This window comes from Pseudomonas hunanensis (genome assembly GCF_013393325.1).
GTDB classification, from domain to species: domain Bacteria; phylum Pseudomonadota; class Gammaproteobacteria; order Pseudomonadales; family Pseudomonadaceae; genus Aquipseudomonas; species Aquipseudomonas putida_P.
In genome coordinates this window covers 1-513 of record NZ_QJRC01000016.1, presented here as the reverse complement: position 1 = coordinate 513, position 513 = coordinate 1, and the positions used below count along the sequence as shown (strand labels likewise).

Sequence of the window (513 nt, the reverse complement as noted above, 5' to 3'; positions counted from 1 at the left end):
TGGCACGTTCGTGGTAGCCCTGAGCCCCGTGGTGAACGACGGCAGTACCCTGCAAGTCACCTTGACCGATGCTGCTGGTAACGTTTCCCAACCGGGCTCGGTCACCTCAGCCGACCTGCTGCCGCCCGCACAACCGACAGACCTGGCCCTGGCCGACGGCGTGACCTTCACCGGGCGCGGTGAGCCGGGCGCCACTGTGCAAGTGCGCGACGCTGCAGGTACGGTCATCGGCACGGGTATCGTCGGTGCCGACGGTCTGTTCAGCATTTCCCTGTCGCCTGCCCAAGCCAACGGCGAAGCGCTCGACGTGCGCCTGGTGGATGCTGCCGGCAACACCTCGGCCCCGCTGCAGTTCGATGCCCCCGACATCACCCCGCCTGCTGCGGTGAGCAACATTACCGTCGGTGCAGATGGCCTGGCCCTGAGCGGCCGCGGCGAACCGGGTGCCACCGTCGAAGTGCGCGATGCCAACGGCAACGTGATCGGCACGGGTGTGGTCGGTGCCAACGGCAC

Annotated in this window: 1 protein-coding gene; it reads left to right on the top strand. The window is 67.8% G+C overall.

From position 1 onward, the window contains the following. The coding region (locus DM807_RS00190) for an Ig-like domain-containing protein (RefSeq protein ID WP_179026927.1) at positions 1-513 on the top strand (513 nt) is incomplete at both ends.